The organism is Paucilactobacillus suebicus DSM 5007 = KCTC 3549 (assembly GCF_001434475.1).
In the GTDB taxonomy this organism is placed as follows: domain Bacteria; phylum Bacillota; class Bacilli; order Lactobacillales; family Lactobacillaceae; genus Paucilactobacillus; species Paucilactobacillus suebicus.
Genome location: NZ_AZGF01000022.1, coordinates 1 through 16,986 on the forward strand (window position 1 = coordinate 1; position 16,986 = coordinate 16,986).

At 36.9% G+C, this 16,986-nt stretch carries 14 protein-coding genes; 9 read left to right on the forward strand and 5 right to left on the reverse strand.

The window, feature by feature from the left end:
- Window positions 1-181: 181 nt before the first annotated feature.
- From FD16_RS08670 to FD16_RS08685, 4 genes are all read left to right on the forward strand, one after another.
- Window positions 182-1,036, forward strand: coding sequence for an SDR family oxidoreductase (locus FD16_RS08670; RefSeq protein WP_010621849.1), 855 nt, complete (start codon window positions 182-184; stop codon window positions 1,034-1,036).
- 329 nt (window positions 1,037-1,365) lie between these two features.
- A complete protein-coding gene (locus FD16_RS08675) occupies window positions 1,366-2,016 on the forward strand; it encodes an HXXEE domain-containing protein (protein WP_010621850.1) in 651 nt (216 codons plus the stop codon).
- Window positions 2,017-2,030: 14 nt separating this feature from the next.
- A complete protein-coding gene (locus FD16_RS08680; RefSeq protein WP_010621851.1) occupies window positions 2,031-2,687 on the forward strand; it encodes an HXXEE domain-containing protein in 657 nt (218 codons plus the stop codon).
- Window positions 2,688-2,762: 75 nt separating this feature from the next.
- Complete coding sequence (locus FD16_RS08685) at window positions 2,763-3,299, forward strand: TetR/AcrR family transcriptional regulator (RefSeq protein ID WP_056938546.1); 537 nt, start codon at window positions 2,763-2,765, stop codon at window positions 3,297-3,299.
- Window positions 3,300-3,471: 172 nt separating this feature from the next.
- On the opposite strand, the gene FD16_RS08690 is transcribed toward FD16_RS08685, so the two are convergent.
- From FD16_RS08690 to FD16_RS08700, 3 genes are all read right to left on the reverse strand, one after another.
- On the reverse strand, window positions 3,472-4,668 hold the full coding sequence (locus tag FD16_RS08690; protein ID WP_010621853.1) for an aminotransferase class I/II-fold pyridoxal phosphate-dependent enzyme: 1,197 nt from the start codon (window positions 4,666-4,668) through the stop codon (window positions 3,472-3,474).
- Between the two features lie 124 nt (window positions 4,669-4,792).
- Complete coding sequence (locus tag FD16_RS08695; protein ID WP_010621854.1) at window positions 4,793-5,404, reverse strand: sugar O-acetyltransferase; 612 nt, start codon at window positions 5,402-5,404, stop codon at window positions 4,793-4,795.
- Window positions 5,405-5,480: 76 nt separating this feature from the next.
- Window positions 5,481-6,887, reverse strand: a complete 1,407-nt coding sequence (locus FD16_RS08700) for an MDR family MFS transporter (RefSeq protein ID WP_010621855.1) — start codon at window positions 6,885-6,887, stop codon at window positions 5,481-5,483.
- 1,030 nt (window positions 6,888-7,917) lie between these two features.
- On the opposite strand from FD16_RS08700, the gene FD16_RS12930 reads away from it, so the two are divergent.
- Window positions 7,918-8,070: a hypothetical protein gene (locus tag FD16_RS12930; protein ID WP_162255729.1), complete on the forward strand. Its 153-nt coding sequence runs from the start codon at window positions 7,918-7,920 to the stop codon at window positions 8,068-8,070.
- Between the two features lie 287 nt (window positions 8,071-8,357).
- Here FD16_RS12930 and FD16_RS08705 read toward each other — a convergent pair whose 3' ends face one another.
- Window positions 8,358-9,566, reverse strand: coding sequence for a YhgE/Pip domain-containing protein (locus FD16_RS08705; protein WP_010621856.1), 1,209 nt, complete (start codon window positions 9,564-9,566; stop codon window positions 8,358-8,360).
- Window positions 9,567-9,742: 176 nt separating this feature from the next.
- On the opposite strand from FD16_RS08705, the gene FD16_RS08710 reads away from it, so the two are divergent.
- Window positions 9,743-10,300, forward strand: a complete 558-nt coding sequence (locus tag FD16_RS08710; protein WP_010621857.1) for a TetR/AcrR family transcriptional regulator — start codon at window positions 9,743-9,745, stop codon at window positions 10,298-10,300.
- On the opposite strand, the gene FD16_RS08715 is transcribed toward FD16_RS08710, so the two are convergent.
- Window positions 10,284-11,546: a chloride channel protein gene (locus FD16_RS08715; protein WP_010621858.1), complete on the reverse strand. Its 1,263-nt coding sequence runs from the start codon at window positions 11,544-11,546 to the stop codon at window positions 10,284-10,286. The two genes, FD16_RS08710 and FD16_RS08715, sit on opposite strands and share 17 nt — an antisense overlap.
- A gap of 209 nt (window positions 11,547-11,755) precedes the next feature.
- Between FD16_RS08715 and FD16_RS08720 the strand changes: the two genes are divergently transcribed.
- The 3 genes from FD16_RS08720 (at window position 11,756) to FD16_RS08730 (ending at window position 16,875) form a co-directional block, all read left to right on the forward strand.
- The gene (locus tag FD16_RS08720) at window positions 11,756-12,502 is read left to right on the forward strand and encodes an alpha/beta hydrolase (protein WP_010621859.1); all 747 of its coding nucleotides are present in this window, start codon (window positions 11,756-11,758) and stop codon (window positions 12,500-12,502) included.
- A 117-nt stretch (window positions 12,503-12,619) separates the two neighbouring features.
- The gene (locus FD16_RS08725; protein WP_010621860.1) at window positions 12,620-13,744 is read left to right on the forward strand and encodes an exonuclease SbcCD subunit D; all 1,125 of its coding nucleotides are present in this window, start codon (window positions 12,620-12,622) and stop codon (window positions 13,742-13,744) included.
- Window positions 13,741-16,875, forward strand: coding sequence for an AAA family ATPase (locus tag FD16_RS08730; RefSeq protein ID WP_010621861.1), 3,135 nt, complete (start codon window positions 13,741-13,743; stop codon window positions 16,873-16,875). Before FD16_RS08725 ends, FD16_RS08730 begins: the two co-directional genes overlap by 4 nt.
- The last annotated feature ends 111 nt before the right edge of the window (window positions 16,876-16,986 follow it).

The window sequence follows — 16,986 nt, forward strand, 5'->3', positions numbered from 1 at the left end:
ATCTATCAGTACCAAATATTGTAGAACCCATAAAAATATCGCAAGATTACTTGCGGTATTTTTTTTGTTAAAAACTTGTTACTAAAAAAATAACAGATTATTGTTGACATACTGTTTAATTCCTGTTACATTATTAATTGCAAGTTATTTAAAAAGTAACAAGAAAAGGGGATATTTAATAATGACAAAATATGCAATTACTGGTGTAACAGGAAAATTTGGTCAAACTGCTATTAAAACATTGTCTCAGCTAAGAAGTAACGACGAAATTGTTGCCTTGGCACGTAATACAGATAAAGCTAAGAATTTAGTTCCTGACGGTATTGAAGTTCGTAAGGGTGACTACACTGACGTTGCCAGTTTAACGGAGTCCCTAAAAGGCGTTGATAAATTGCTTTTCATTTCATCACAGCCGGGCGGACAGGTGACGCGTGAGCAACAGCATTTAAATGTCGTAAAGGCTGCTGAAAATGCTGGTGTTAAGTTCATCGCATATACAAGCTTTCCACATGCCAATACTTCTACGACACCTCTTGCTGCAGATCATAAGGCAACTGAAGCCGCAATTGAGAAAACTGGTATTAAGCATTCATTTTTACGTAACAATTGGTATTTAGAAAATGAAATTGCCTCAATTAAAGGTGCTCTAGCAGGGGATTCATTTGTTTATTCCGCAGCCGATGGTCGTGCAGGTTGGGCACTTGAACGTGAATATGCAGAAGCTGCTGCTAAAGTGCTGGTACTGGATTCACCAAAGGACACTTATGAATTTGCTGGTCCTTCAAACACATACGCTGATTTAGCAGAGAATGTTGCACAAGTTAGCGATCATAAGTTTGATGTTTTATCTGTGTCTGATGCAGATTACACCGCCGGATTGGAAAGCAGTGGACTGGATGCTGGAACGGCTGCCTTAGTAACATCATTCCAAACATTAATTCGTGATGGCAATCTTGATGAAAACACCGACGATCTGGTTACTGTGCTTGGCCATGATTTAGTAACTCTACCGGATGCCATTAAAGAGATTAAATAAATAGAGTATTAAAGGGGTTCGGCTCCTAAAACATAGGGTTCTCAAAACTAAAATTCTAAATCTGAATTTTGGCATTGGGGCCTTTTTTGTGTTGAAACATTCATTTAGTATAGAAAAATTGATACTCCAGTGATTCTGGGGCTGAGTATTGATAATCATGGCTTATATCCAGACTTTTTTTATTTGATAAAGTTATTCTTGTTCTTCCTAATTGTCACAAGTGACAATCTTTGTGCACATTAATGCGCATTATCTAGCAATATTGTGTGACAACTATATAATCATAAATATTAAATGACACATATGTGACAAGAAAAGAGGACTTTCAAATGAATTTTTTTATTAAATACTGGTATCGGTTTAGCACAGTTATATTTATTTTGATGGTGATATGGATGATCGTATTTCGACCACAATTTGATAAAACGCAATTACTATTAATTTTCAATCTAATGGCGTTATTCGAACATCAATTTGAAGAATATCAATTTCCCGGAGGTGCACCGATGATTATCAACCGTGTAGTGTATGACGAAAAACAGCTACCAGATCGGTACCCCGGAAACAGTTTATCAATTTGTTTGGTGAATACAAGCGCATGGGTGATTTATCTAATTTCAATTATATTTTCAAATGTTTATTGGCTTGGGTTAGGCGTAATTTTATTCAGTCTTTTTCAAATCTTGGGTCATGCATTGGAAATGAATATCAAGTTGCATACTTGGTACAATCCTGGCCTAGCAACAACGTTATTATTATTTTTACCACTAGGTTGGTACTTCATCAGTTATTTAACTCGTAATGGTTTAATTAACGGATATGATTGGTTGTTCGCAGTATTAATGCTGCTTGCATGTATTGTTATCACGATTGTGTTGCCAGTTCAGAGTTTAAAAAATCGCCAAACTAAGTATCCAATTGACGAATGGCAAGTACGACGTTACAAGCAAGTTATCAATTTTGCACAAATTGGTAAGTGAGAGGGGCAAAGATAATGAAATATTTTATCCGTCATTGGTATGAAATGGCAGTTTTTGTCGCCGGATTGATAGCAGTGATTATCACACTTGGTCACTGGAACTTTTTACAGGTGACGATTCTTGGCAGCTTATTAGTCATTCATCTACACTTTTTTGAAGAAATGGGTTTCCCTGGTGGCTTTCCGTGGGTAGGTATTAACGTTGAACTTCATATAGATGAACGAGATTCTACAAAATGGGATCTAAACCAATTATCAACTCTATGGGGGAATGAATGGTTTGCTGGATTAGTCTATGTTGTACCGTTAATTTTCCCTCAATGGCATTGGTTAAGTTTATCAGCGGTCATTTTTGCATTTGCTGAACTAGCAATGCACCTCATTTATTTTCCTCTTTCAATTAAAAAAATTTATAATCCTGGTTTTTTAACTGCCGTTTTTGGTTTAACACCAATTAGTATTAATTACATTGTTAGGACACCTATGACGAGTACTTATCATGGTATTGATTGGTTGCTTGTTATCGTGTGGATCATATTTAATTACTGGATGGCGTTTCGCGGCCCTGTATACAAAAAGTTTGGTTCAATGAAACAATATTCATTTACGGATGAAGAGGTTAGTCGGGCGATGCCTTACATGAAGAAAGTTAAGGAAAATCATGCTGACTGATTTATCGCATAATGTGTATACATTTGAGACAGTTAGTCCTATGATGTGATTAATTAGAAGGGGCTGAAGCTCATCATGAATGGTGAAAAGAGAATTCGCATTCGTCAGGTTAATGAGACTAGGAAGACGATTGTCGAAGCTTTGTTGCAATTATTAGAGAAAAATAAATTAAGCGAGCTGACAATCGAGCAAGTTACTAGACGTGCCGGTTATGCACGGAGGACATTTTATCGTCATTTTGATAGTCTAGATGATGTGTTAACTTATGAAATCGACCGTAACACAAAAACGATGTTTGAAACTATTAGTGCAATAGAACAACTTAAATTTGAGACGATGGTGGAAGTGTTTTTTTATTTTTGGCAGGCCCATCAAGACTTATTATCAATCTTAAACAGCAATCATCGATTGTACCTGATTGAAAATTCATGGTTAATGAATCTAGACAAGAGTCCACTGAGCCATGATGATCTGAAGACCGATAGATATGCACAAAATTTTGGACTTGGTGGAATGTATTTTATGATGATGCACTGGGTCAATGGCGGCTTCACAGAGTCGCCGTCTGAGATGAAATTGGTGGCGGAGAGGATTAGGAGACACTTGATATAAGGGTGGGAAGAAAGGTCGTTTAGATGCCAGAATGTAAGGGATGAATCATGATATTCTGGTCTTGAATATTATGATTCATCCCTTACATGGCAGGCGTCTGACCTTTATTTCCACGTTTCAAAAAAAGGAACCAAAGAAAACTAATAAATTTTCTTTGATTCTTTTTTTGTCGTTATTTAGGTTTATTTTCATTAATATAAGCTGTCAGACGTTTCATTGCTTCTTGTAAAGTTTCCATCGAAGCGGCATAACTGACACGAATGTAATGTTCACCGCCTGGACCGAATCCACTACCAGCAATCAGTGCAAGTTTGTTCTTCCGTACTAAGTCATAACAAAAATCGTTGTCATCTTGGATATATCCGGACGGAATTTTTGCGAAGACGTAGAACGCACCTGACGGGTTGGCAATCTTAAATCCAAGTCCACGCATGATTTCCACTACGAAGTCACGTCGTTTAATATATTCGGCCTTCATTTTCAGTGTGTCTTGACGACCTTCTTCAGTTGATAGTGCCTCAGCAGCGGCAGCCATTTCCGGGTTTGATGCTGATGTTACATTGAATGCATGAGCTAAGCTAACACGTTTCATTAAATCAGCTGGCCCCGCAATTAAACCAATTCTCCAACCGGTCATTGCATGAGATTTTGAGACACCGTTAATCAGAATTGTCTGTTCGGGTAGCTCTCCAGCAAATGAGGCGTGTTTTGCACCATATGTTAGTTCAGAATATATTTCATCTGAAATAACAATTAAATTAGTTTTGCGTACAACATCAGCAATTGCTTTAACTTGCTCAGCATTATAAGTTACACCAGTTGGATTTGATGGGAAGTTGAGCAAGATTACTTTTACCTTGGGTCCATTATCATCAATTGCTTTTTGTAACTGTTCAGGAGTCAGTACAAAACCGGTGCTTTCAGTATTGATGTAGACCGGTTCTGCACCATTAATTCGGACAAGTTGGTCATAGAGTGAGAATGTTGGGCTTGGCATGAGGATCTTGTCACCAGGATTAAGAATGGTATCCAGTGCACTGTGTAGGCCCTCAGTTGCACCAACAGTGATTGCAATTTCAGTATCTGGATTGTAATCAAGGTTGTAACGATCTTTCAAGAATCCGGCGGCCGCTTTACGAACATAAGGCCATCCATTTGAAGGACCATAATGTGATTCATTGTCTTTAATTGCATCGATTGCAGCCTGTTTAACGTGTTCGGGGACGTTAAAATCAGGTTCTCCCAACGAGAGTTTAATGACACCTTCAATTTTGCTGGCTTCAGCGTCAAAAATTCTAATTGGATTAGGCTTTAACCCATCATAAGTATGCTTGAGATCCTTTAACAGACCTGGTTTGGTATTTGGCAAGTGAAAATCCTTCTTTCTGTTTGCTAACTAACTTTGTATATGCGTTTAGAAGCGCTTAACACCAGTATAAACATCAGTGCTAAGGTTTGAAACATAAAATTTGAATATTATTAGAAGATATTTACTATCGGATTTTTGGATCTATTTGACGATCTTTAAAATAGTAATTTCTATCATGCTCATTAATTTCTCTCATCACTTTACATGGATCGCCAACTGCTACTACATTGTCAGGCAGATTATGTGTGACAATACTGCCAGCTCCAATAACAACGTTGTTACCAATGGTAATTCCTGGTAGCACCGTCACACTAGCACCAAACCAGCAATTTTTTCCAATATGAATTGGCATATTGTACTGGTATCCCTTAACGCGAATTTTTGGATTAATTGGGTGGCCCGCGGTTGCTAGGGTAACGTTCGGACCAAACATAGTGTTATCACCAACATAGATATGTGTATCATCAACCATCGTTAAGTTTGAGTTAGCGTAAACATTTTTGCCAAAGTGAACAAAGTGACCACCAAAATTGGCTCTCAAGGGTGGCTCAATATAAGAACCGTCGCCATATTCAGCAAACATTTTCTTTAACATTACCGACCGCTGATCGGCATTAATCGGCGCAATTTGGTTAAATTCATATAATTGCTGCTGACATTTTACTTGAATTTGCATGATTTCTGGATCGTCAGGAAGATATAGTTCACCGTCGTGCATCTTATTAATTTCGCTCATTTTCAACGCTCCCTTTGTGTTCAATATATTTATCTTGATACATTGATGTTACCATTTGTAGACGCCAGTTTTGTTTTTAATCGGTATTTTTTAGTGTAAATGACAAAATGAAACCAAAAATTGACATAATGATGGCGACTATAAATGCCATATGATAACCGTTATTGAGAGAAATTAGGTTGGTGGAACCATTTGATTTGGTCACAGTGAATAGCGATACAATCATCATTAAGATGGCAGTACCAAGAGATCCTGCAACTTGACGAACAGTTGATGATGCCGCGTTACCGTAGATTGCCAGATTTTCTTTCAGTGAATTAATACCAGCAGTGTATGTTGGCATCATGACAAATGATATTCCCACAATTCTAATTGCATAGATTACTGAAACCAGTGCTAAGTTTGTGTTCAATCCAAACGAAAGCATGGGAATGGTACCAATGATTAAAATTAAGTACCCAATTAGTGATAGGTTTTTGATGCCGTACTTGTCGTACAAATTACCAGTGAGGGGATTTAATATTCCCATGATAATTGCTCCAGGTAGCATGACCAAACCAGAAACCAATGCTGATTTACCTAATACGTTTTGGATATATAAAGGCATAATCAGCTCAACACCAAGCAGCGCGATGTTGCTTAAAGCACTAAGAATCGTCGTTATCGTAAATGTTTTCGTTTTAAAAATCCTTAATTCAATTAATGGGTTACTGGTTGTTAGTTGACGCTTGCCGAAGATGATGAGGAGGACAATGCCAAAGATGATAGAAACAATGGTAGTCATGTTTACTGTGCCAGTATTACCAATATTTGAGAATCCGTACAATAATGCGCCGAAGCCTAAGGTAGAGTACACAAGTGAACGTGAATCAACAGTGATATTCTCAGGTTGATTGATATGTTTAACGAAAATCATAGCTAATACCATAAACAAAATGGTGATCGGAATTAGAACTCCAAATAGATCACGCCAGCCAAGATTGTCGATGATAAATCCTGATAGTGTGGGGCCAACGGCAGGCGCAAATGTCACGACGATGCCAGTGACACCCATTGCAGCTCCACGTTTTTCTGCGGGATAAATTGATAATGTGACGTTTTGAATCAGTGGCATCAATGAGCCTGCAGCAATTGCTTGAATTAGTCTGCCAGATAATAATACAGAGAAGTTTGGTGAAAGGTAGGCGATAATTGATCCAAACAAGAAAATGGATAGAAGGACCATATATGTTTTTTTTACGTCAAATCTTTTGAAAATCCAAGCGGAAATTGGAATCATTAATCCCGCAACCATCAAGTATCCTGTGCTCAACCACTGAACAGTTGATTCTGAAATTGAAAATGATTTCATGATAGAAGGGAGTGCATTATTTAAAAATGTTTCTGTCAGCAGAGAGAGGAACGATCCCAATAACATTACTATCACCATTAAGGTGCGATTGTATTTTCTTCCCCGAATATCAATTGCTTGTTTATTATTCATTGATGTTCCTCCTTCATATATAGCAGGATACATTTGATATCATATGTTGATAGATTTAACATTAAATTCTTGTGCCATAAAAACCGTTTGAAATCTTTTTATATTTAATATATGTAGTATGCTACACAAAATTAAAGTTGTCAATTTTTTTGCAAAGAAAAAACTCGCGTTCAATTAAGAACACGAGTAAAAATAGTAGGGTTGCCGCTACTGATGATCGCTAGAATTTAATGACGTAGGAGGATACTAACATAGTAGTTCGGTATCAGCAACGGCTTTAAAGGGATTCATGATAGTGATACTTAATCATGATAAAAGAGAGGAAACTTTGGATCACATCAGGATTAGGGAAGAATCCTAATGCTTGATTGAAAGTATAGCTAGCAACACAAGCAAATGCAAGTAACTTATACAAAATATTTCATAAGCCTACAATCGTATCAAATACATCGAACTGCTGAGCCAATATAAAAAACATTTAATGATGAAATCTATATGGAGTTGAAAAAATAGTTATAATAACGCTTAATCTTTAGCAAAATTTTAAGAAGTCAAATTACGAAAACTAATATTGATAAATATTCATTAATTGCCAAATGTTATACGAACTAAAATGCCTGTTTATCAACGACTAAATAGTAATTTTAATTAATATATTATACGTAGACATGTATAAATTTTAACTAACGTAATTGAATTTATAAATCGTATATAGTGATAATGGTAAATTATCAGTTGATTATTTGAACAAGTTATCAAAGTGTGGGTATAATAAAATGACTAGTAAACAAGTTGAATAATTAAGGGCATATATGCAGAGAAAAGAAAATTATATTATTCACTAATTCGTATTTTTACATAAATTTTAAAAATTTATGTATACGTCTAGTCGATGTTATAAACATGGAGTATCGGTGTTAATGGGATGAAAATGCGAACGAAAGGTGCGAACAATACTCTGTGCAGATACAAGGTTAAGCTCATTTTGTGATAGGGGTTGCTAAATAAAAAGGTTAAATAGGAGATTATGATGAAAAGTAAATTTACCACATCACTAGATCATGAATTGATTAAACAGTTAAAGATTCAAGCAGTGGTTGAAGAAACAACTGTTGGTAATATTTTAGAAAACATTATTAAAGACTATTTGAGTAAAAATGAAGATACGGCTCATATTGATTAATTAATTTAAAAAATATTTTTTGCCATAATCTATTCGTTTATTGTTAATCACATGGAAATGGATCAGTATAGTGTATTAGCTTTATCATGACTGCACTCAATACAAAAAAAGTTGGGAAAGAACTATTATTATCTACCAAAACTATTAATTTAGAGCTTCGGTTTATCTAGCCTAAACATCTAATAAATGGTTGAATCCAGCCAATAAGGTCCCTAAGATCAAAATCCAATTTTTCAGGATTTTAGCCTTGGGGACCTTATTTTCTGGTAATGAATCGACTCGCTTAATTAAGATTTCTTACGATGAATGAGTGGTGTGATGTACATAATAAGCAGTGCCACTCCACCGATGACTGACAGAACTATAATTGAATTAAATGTCGAGGTTGAACCGTTTAGGAAGTATAGATTATTTGTTAAAGTATCCATTGAAAATCTCATTGGAATCCAGCTATATATCCAATTACGATACAACGATGGCAGCATCTGCGGAGCATAACTCAACACGCCGGCCGCCATGAACCAAACTATTATAATCAGTGGCCAACCTTTGAAACCTGCCAGATCTAGCACACAGGTCTGAATAAAGTAGAATATCAAGAAGTTGAAGAATAGTAACCCAATAAAAGTAGCAGGGGTGGGTACTGGTACGCTAAAGCATGTGTGGATAAAGAAATAGATGATTGGACTGATGACAGCGCTCATGACTGCTCCAGACAAAACCTGACTAGAAATTGTTTTGAACGTCATTTGACCATTTACTTGTTTATTATGTGTCCGCCACAAAAGCAGTGATGAAATTAGTGATCCTAACCAGGTAAAGATTGTTAGTAACATAGGCATCATACCACTGACACTTTTACTTGGGATTTTATTAACGTTCTTTGTTGTAACCTTGATTGGACTGTTAATAACGTTCATTTGGTCAACAGTAAGACTAATATTAGCCTTTTTTAGGATTGATTGTTCTTTTTGACTAATTTGTGCACCAATGTTATTACCCATTGCAGGCAATGCTTTTTCCAATGCCTGCGACATAGAAGCATTCATCCCTTGATTAATTTTTACTTCGATTTTGGCTTGTTTTACGATTGGCGAAGCCGACCTGGTGCTTGACGAATTATCAACCACTGCCATTTTCTTTTGCATGACTTCTGTCGCAATCAACTTTGTTTGAGTTTGTATGCTGTCTGAAAAACCTTTTTTAATGATGAAAGCTGCGTAATATTTTTTGTTATCAAATCCTTTTTTTAGGTTACTTTCATGGTTAACTTTGACCCATTTAATTTGTGAATTGCTACCAGCAAATTTATCTTCTAATTTATTCTGAATTTGCTCAGCATTTTTATCCGTGTCTTCATTCACTAAGGCAATTGGCACTTGGTGAAGCTTAATATTATTTTTAGGTCCAATCTGCATGAACGTAAAGAATCCAATGATTGCGGCTACTAACACCATTGCACCCCAGAACATTTTTGATTTATAAATTTGAAACATAGTCTTTTCCTCCTATTTGTTGATACATAAATTATATATAGAGAAAACTATTATTCACAATAATCAAAAATAGTCATCATGCTGTAATGGGCGACATAATTCATCATATGTTAATTAATGATACATATGTTATGATATTGGTGCGAAACATTATAAATTAAAGAGGATACGTATAAATGACTGACTTAAGAGTTAGAAGAACTAGGTTTGCAATTAAACAAGCCTTTATTGATTTAGTTAACGAAAAAGGATTTGAATCTGTGAGTGTTACTGAGATCGCAGACCAGGCAATGATTAATCGTCTCACTTTTTACAAGCATTACACCGACAAATATGACTTAGCTCAGAAACTAATTGAGAATTTTGGTAATGAGTATCGTCAAATTATCGAGCGTCGAGGGGTGTTAAGTGAAGAGAATCTATCCTTTGAAAAAATTCTTGAACTAATGACACCAGAGGTACAGAAAATTTTTACCAAACGTGGTGATGAAATAAGGGCGCTGCGCTCGATACAGATAGGGAACATCACTTTACAAAGTGAAATTCAAAAAGTTCTATCACAAAATATTAAGCAAATAGTTCACCATGATACTTCCAATTTAGAAAATATGATTTTATCATCATTTATCGTTACAGTTATTAATTATTCCGCTGAAAATAAAAAAGCGCCTGATTTCATTGAAATCAGACGTACTTTTGAAGACATTCTTGAGATCCTTAAGATTGACGATTAGTTTCCATGTACTTTAACATTATCTTTGAAGTGGCTATTGCAAGTCCAACACCCAAGCTGAGTGGTAGTAGTGCGGAGTAATTCAAATGACTGACTTCAAACATCATAAACATTGCCATTAGTGGGGCTTGCTGTGAAGCTGCGAGAAGAGAACTGGCGCCAATGACACTGAATTGCCAAGCTTGGACTCCAGGAATAAATAAACCAAGTAATATACCAACTGCAGAGCCAGTGGTTGCTCCGATTGATATAGAAGGCGCCAGGGTACCACCGTATGCACCCGCTTTTAGTGATAGAACAGTCACGATTGCTTTTGCAAGTGCCCCGATTAATAGTAGTTCAATTATATGAGCGCTACTGGTGTCCAGTGACGTCTGTGCTAAAGCACGTCCGTTTCCCATGATTTGTGGGAAAAACATAGCTATAGCGCCAGTAATTGCGCTAATCAAGGGCAGCTGCCATAAAATTTGTCTGGATTTGGCGCGTTTTTTTCCTGCCCAGGTGAACATTATTCTAAAAATGGTACCAAGGGCTCCGCAAAATGGGCCAAGAAATAATACAACTAGAAGAATCCGCGGTGAAAAAGCGCCGCTACTTACTGCATAGTATGGACCCATTCCCTTAACCGTAGAGCCAATAAGCATACCAATGACGGACATTGTTAGACTAACTGCGACGGTTTTCTTTGTAACTTTATTTAAAAGAATTTCGATGCTGAACATTGCACCTGTTATTGGGGCAATGTAGACACCCGCAAATCCTGCACCCGCAGCGGCAGCTATTAATAATTGGCGATCTTCTTTGCTAAGACTTACCCTAGTTAATTTGTGAATGAAATTTCCCCACACTTGCGCAAGCATTGCGCCTAATTCTCGAGGCGCCAGTTCTCGTCCGACTGATCCACCAGTTGCGACATAAAAGATTTGGGTGAATACATGCAGGATAGTTGTCGGTACTGACATTTTTTTCCCAGTGGCGGCCTCTTTAAGTGATACGATCGGTTTCATCCGGGTACTAATTATCCACCAAACGATGGCTGCAACTATTCCACCAATAATCAATGAAAATAATCTGCGATCTGGTGAGACAGTCCAGGCGTATGGATGAGTGACAGTTTCCTTAAACTTCAGAAAAGTTTTTTCAATTAAGTCTAGAAATAGGCTGACAATGGCGGCACCGGTTCCAGCGAGGCAACCAATAACGACTGTTGAAATAGCCATTATAAAATTGTTGTTTTGCTTAGTCATGAATAGTAGCTCCAAATTTTTGCTCTTGTCTAACAACTTCGATGATTTGAGCTCATTTATTTTATGTGTAAACCGGATGTTATTTTATCACAATTAACTTACATTTTATCGATCTTAGCGGAATTTGGCACAATATTATAAGTTTGGAGAAAATGATTATTTTGAATTATGTTATATTAAGTCTGCTATCATAAAAAAATGAGGTGTTTATGACGGATTTTTCTATTAAACGTGATGGTCTTTCTTTACATGCTCGTTTAGAAAAGCCTTCAAAAAATAGTGACACACTTGCGATTGTCATGCATGGATTCACCGCTGATTTAGGTTATGACGAATCACGACTGGTTCCACGAATTGCTTCAGCATTGTTACAGAATGACTTTGCTGTGCTAAGGTTTGATTTTAATGGACATGGTAAAAGTGATGGTGAGTTACAGAATATGACTGTCCTTAATGAAATCAGCGATGCCAAGGCTGTTCTTGATTTTGCTCGGACATTAAATTATGCGAAAATTGTTTTGATTGGTCACTCTCAAGGTGGAGTAGTTGCTAGTATGCTAGCTGGATATTATAGAGACTTGATTAGCAAATTAGTACTATTAGCACCAGCGGCAACTCTTAAAACTGACGCTCAGCTGGGCACGTTACAAGGAACTACATATGACCCAAAGAATATTCCTGATGTTTTGAATATTCGTGGCGAATTAACAGTTGGCGGTTTTTATCTGCGAACAGCTCAATCACTGCCGATCTACGAAGTTGCTCATCAATTTAATGGACCAGTGTGTTTGATTCATGGTATTAGTGATAAAGTGGTCGATTATCATGCGTCGGTTCGTTATCATAATGGATATTTTGACAGCGAACTGCACTTGTTGAATGACACTGATCATTCGTTTACTGGAGACGTGGCTAAACCGGCTATTCAAATTCTGTTGGAATTTTTGGAAAAATAATTTTTTTGCTAAGGCGCTTTCGGAGTGATTTACGAGAGTGCTTTTGTGTTTTATCAACAATTTACGTAATGTTAAAATAGAAGTAGTCACTATAGCAAATAGAAAGAGGGTCACGCCATGCGCTTATTACATACAGCCGATTGGCACATTGGACGCCGATTACACGGATTCGACCTAACAGATGTTCAGGAAGATGCATTTAAACAAATTGAACAAATTGCAATTGATGAAAAGGTGGATGGAATTTTACTGGCGGGTGATTTGTATGATCGAGGTATGCCATCTGAGAATTCAGTATCTTTATTAAATAAAATGATTCAAAAATTGAATTTAGAAGATCGCCTGCCAATTTATGCAATTTCTGGTAACCACGATAGTGCAATTCGGCTTTCGACGGGTGCACCATGGTTTGAAGCAACTAAATTTTACATGGCGACGAGTATTGAACAGGCATTCCAACCAATCACTGTTGGTAATAGTCAAATCTTTTTATTACCGTATTTTGAACCATTTGCAGCACAACAATACTTTGAAAATGAAAAAATCACTCATTTAGACCAAGCTGTAAAAGCAGTTGTAGAAAAAATCAAAACGCTGTTTGATCCGGCTAAAAAGCATATATTAGTGGCCCATTTTTTTGTAGCTGGGAGTTCCGTTACAGATTCTGAAACTCAATTATCAGTCGGCGGGTTGGCCGAGGTACCTCTTAGTGTGCTATCTGATTTCGATTACGTAGCGTTAGGCCATCTCCACGGCCGACAGGCACTTCAGGCAGATAATGCAGCATACAGTGGTTCACCGGTTAAATTTTCATTATCTGAGGCTGATCAGGAGAAGGGCGTTTATATTCTAGATACTGAAAATATGGAACGAACATTTAAAGCACTACAGCCACTTAGAGATGTTACAAGATTACACGATAGTTTTGAGAAATTAACAAATCCAATTTATTATGAAAAGATTGGTCGAAAGGATTACTTTGGCATCACATTGACTGATACAAAACCGATTCCTAATGTATTAGCGAGACTGCGTGAGATATACCCGAACATTGTGTCGTTAGATAGAGAGAAAGGGTATCAACCAAGTATCAATCCAAGAAGTCTGAATGTAAAAAATCAAAATCCGATGGAATTACTAGACCAGTTTTATGAGTCTATAGCAAAAGAAGATTTAACTGAACAACAAAAAAAGTGGGCTGAGAATGCTCTAGGTAAGGCGAACAGAGAGGTACAAAAATGAAGCCGGTTAAGTTAATATTGCATAATTTTGGCCCATACGAAAACGAAACAATTGATTTTAGCGGGCTTGATCAGGTCCCGGTTTTTTTAATTTCAGGACAAACAGGTAGTGGCAAAACAACCATTTTTGAGGCTTTGACATTTGCACTATATGGTGAAAGTGTCACCGGTGATCGCCCGGCAAACAGCCTTCGTTCTGACTTTGCGGCCGATACTGATCCAACTGAGGTTACTTTAATATTTGATCATCAGGGAAAAAGGTATGATATTAGTCGTCGTCCAAAGCAGATTTTGTCTAAACAACGTGGCACTGGTACTAAGGAATATGGTGCATCAGCTCATTTAAAAGTGTTTGAGCATGATAAAAAGATTGAAGATACTGCTAGAACAAAGGAAATCAATATTGAACTTGAACGGTTATTGCAAATTAATCGTGATCAGTTTGCCCAAATTGTCCTTTTACCGCAGGGAGACTTTCGGCGTTTTTTAACTGCATCAAGCACTGATAAAGAAGTTGTATTACGCAAGTTGTTCAGGACTCAACTTTATGAGCGATGGGCTGATACGCTAAAGTCACAATTAAAGGAAGCATCCGATCAAAGTAAGTCTTGGCAAGCAACGATTAAAAGTAACTTAGGTAAAATTAAGTGGGAAAAAAATCCAGATAATCTTGAAACTTTAAACGTTGAACAACAGGTAAAGTTGTTAGAAGAGCAGCAGGAAACAACTAGAGAGAGACAAGAAAAACAGCGAAAGACATTGGAAACTGATCGCTCGGTAGTTCAAAAACAATCAAATGTTATTGAACAGGCTCAAACCCACAATCATCAGCTTGATGAATTAGATAATCTTGAGCATCAACAGCGGCAGCTGCAAACGCGACAACTGGAAATGAAACAACTACAAAGTGAAATCGATGAATTGCAGTGGGCTAAAAATCACCAAGCGGCTAATGAATCACTCAATCAGGCACAACAGCAAAAATCACAAAACGGCCAAAAAATTGATGAATCTCAAAGTAGATTAATCAAGTTGCAGTCAGACTTTAAACGGTTAGAGCAGCAACACAAGAAGCTTGAAGAGAAGACTGATAATTATTCTGAAATGAAACAGGAAATACCAGTTTTAACCCGGCAACGCGCAAATTTTGAAACAGTGAATAAATTAGCAAAAGATTTGGATACGGCACAACATACTAGCATCAAAGAACAATCTGTTATGGATGAATATGTCCAACAACAGCAAAAATTAGATGCCAAACAAACAGAATTACAACAACTCACGAATCAACTCGGTGATCGACAGCTAGTATATAACCAGTCATTACATCATCGAGACCGACTGGCGCAGTTTGAAACAGAATTAAGTAAGATTTTGAAGTCAGAGAGTAAGCTAAATGGTGATAAAGCGAATTTAGCTGTTAAAATCGATAAAATATCGGAATTCAAACAAAATGTTGAAGATGCCGCTGAAATAAAGTCGGATCTTGAAAATCAAAGATTGGTAAACCATATTGCAGAGCTTGCACAACAGTTAAAGCCTGGAACTCCGTGCCCTATTTGTGGCAGTACAGAGCATCCTAGTCCTGCGGTGGCTGTTGAAGGTCAAAATGTCACTAAAGATGATTTAAATAAAGCTGATTCGGAATTGAGCAAACAAAATAAAATATTAACTGTCAACCAGACCGAAATAGAGCAATTAGGATTACAAATTAAAAACGAGCAAGGCGATCTGGATGTTTCGGTAACCGAATTGGCAACAGCGATTAAAAAAGAGAAATGGTTAAGTATTGTTAATTCACAACTAGACGGCATTCAAAATGCGATAGAAGATGGTAGACAAGTTTTGAAGGATCAAATTGATACGCTAGCATCAGAGTTAAGTGATAGCCAGGCTGCGTCAGAAAAATTAGCCAAATTAAAAGTAAAACAGGACGAGTTGAAAATTTCAATTAATGATCAGCAAGAAAAATTGACTTCATCACAGAATAATTTGCAAACTTTAACGGTTAAATTGAGTGACGCCAAGGAACAATTACCGCATGAATTTAGTGATTTAAAGAGCTTAGATGAACATTTAAATCAATTAAATGATGACGTGATGCAATTTGATGATGATCAGAAAAAAAATCAAGCATCAATTTCTGATGTTAAAAGTCAAATAGCTGCATCAAATTCTGAAATTAAAGTTTTAACCAACCGTCAAAATGATCTTAACTTGAGGATTGAAGAGGTAAGGAGTGACTTAAAGGCCTCCTTGATTAAACATTTTAATAGCGAAGACTGGGAAGCATTTAATGAATTACTAAATCAAGTTTCGCAGCTTGATGGATATCAAAAACGCTATCAAGATTATGCACAGCAGGTTTCTGAAGTGAAGGCCAGATTAGAAACATTGCATCAACTAGTTAGCGGTGACAGAGTCGATATCGCGACTGAAACGAAAAAGTTAAAGGAATTTCAACAAGTTGTTTCAGATGATAATCAACTACTTGAGCGGACTACTGAACTATACATTCTAAACCAGAATACATTGAAGACAATTCAGCAGTCTAGTGATTCTTTAAGTAAGCAAGCTCACGATTTTCAAGAACTAGAACAGTTAACGGCAACGATCAGTGGTAGTGGGGATGCAAAGCTGAGCCTTGAACGATATGTGCTGCGTGAGTATTTGCTTGAAATACTGGATACAGCTAATGGTCATTTACAACAATTGAGTTCGGGACGCTATTTTCTTAAATTGCATGAGGAGGCTGGAACTTACCAAAAGGATACCGGTCTTGAGTTGGATGTCTATGATGACAACGTTGGTCATCCTCGTAGTGTTCACACACTTTCTGGCGGTGAAAGTTTCATTACAGCGTTAAGTTTAGCGCTGGCCTTGGGCGAAGTTATTCAGAATCAATCAGGTGGCATTACAATTGATACTCTTTTCATAGATGAAGGTTTCGGATCACTAGATCAAGATTCACTCCAAACTGCGATGGGAGCATTGGAACATATAGAAGGAGATCACAGAATGATCGGAATTATCAGTCACGTTCAAGAATTGAAGGTTGAGATTCCATATCAAATTCAGGTTACTGCTCAAGGACAAGGGAAGAGTCACGCAAAGTTGATTTTGCCACAGTAATCAAAAAGCCAGCGCTGAAAATGAATTTTTCAACGCTGGCTTTTTAATTTAGTTCAGAACTGGAGTTCACATACTATGTGAATGTTGGGAAATAATCAATTTTAATTGCAT